The organism is Shigella sp. FC1661 (assembly GCF_001712525.1).
In the GTDB taxonomy this organism is placed as follows: domain Bacteria; phylum Pseudomonadota; class Gammaproteobacteria; order Enterobacterales; family Enterobacteriaceae; genus Escherichia; species Escherichia coli.
Window position 1 is genome coordinate 1 of record NZ_MDGW01000387.1, and the last position, 919, is coordinate 919.

1 pseudogene is annotated in these 919 nt (G+C 54.4%); it reads left to right on the plus strand.

The window, feature by feature from the left end:
• Positions 1-161: 161 nt before the first annotated feature.
• Positions 162-821, plus strand: a pseudogene (locus BFF42_RS18630) (reverse transcriptase domain-containing protein); the annotation flags it as partial.
• Positions 822-919 lie beyond the last annotated feature (98 nt).

Below are 919 nucleotides of genomic sequence, written 5' to 3' on the forward strand. Positions count from 1 at the left end.
TCATACAGGAGCAGTCTGGTCTGAAAACATCAATGTCGCGTAAAGGTCACTGTTACGACAACGCTCCGATGGAAAGCTTCTGGGGAACGCTGAAAAATGGTACAGGGACGGAGTAAACCGTAGTAGCGGTGAAGGACCGTAATGGGTCCGGAGCAAAGGGCTTGCCCCATTGTGCTGATGGTGCGGCGGCAACCACGGGCGACAATGCCGATGGGAGGACTGCTGTAAAATCGGCAAAGCCATTTCCTGTAAGTAAACGACAGGTATGGGAAGCTTATAAACGAGTAAAAGCCAACCGTGGGGCGGCAGGCATTGACGGGCAGACACTGGCCGGGTTTGACGAGAATGTTACAGACAATCTCTACAAACTGTGGAACAGAATGGCTTCCGGCAGTTATATGCCGCAGGCGGTAAGGCGTGTGGACATTCCCAAAGCTGACGGTGGTGTACGTCCGCTCGGTATTCCGGCCGTGTCGGACCGGATCGCCCAGATGGTCGTTAAGCAGATACTCGAGCCGGTACTGGAACCCCTGTTCCATGCAGACTCGTATGGTTATCGACCGGGTAAATCCGCACACCAGGCGATTGCGCAGGCGAGGAAACGCTGCTGGAAGTTTGACTGGGTGGTGGAAGTCGATATTAAAGGCTTCTTTGATGATATCGATCATGACCTGCTACTGAAGACAGTGCAGCATCATACTCAGGCACGCTGGGTGGTGATGTACATTGAGCGCAGGCTGAAGGCACCGGTGCAAATGCCGGATGGAGCAATGCTGGCACGGGGTCGAGGAACGCCGCAGGGCGGCGTAATCTCCCCCCTGTGAACCGCCCCGGGAATCCTGGAGACTAAACTTCCTGAGAAAGAGGTAAACAGGATGACTAAAAATACTCGTTTTTCCCCCGAAGTCCGTCAACGGGC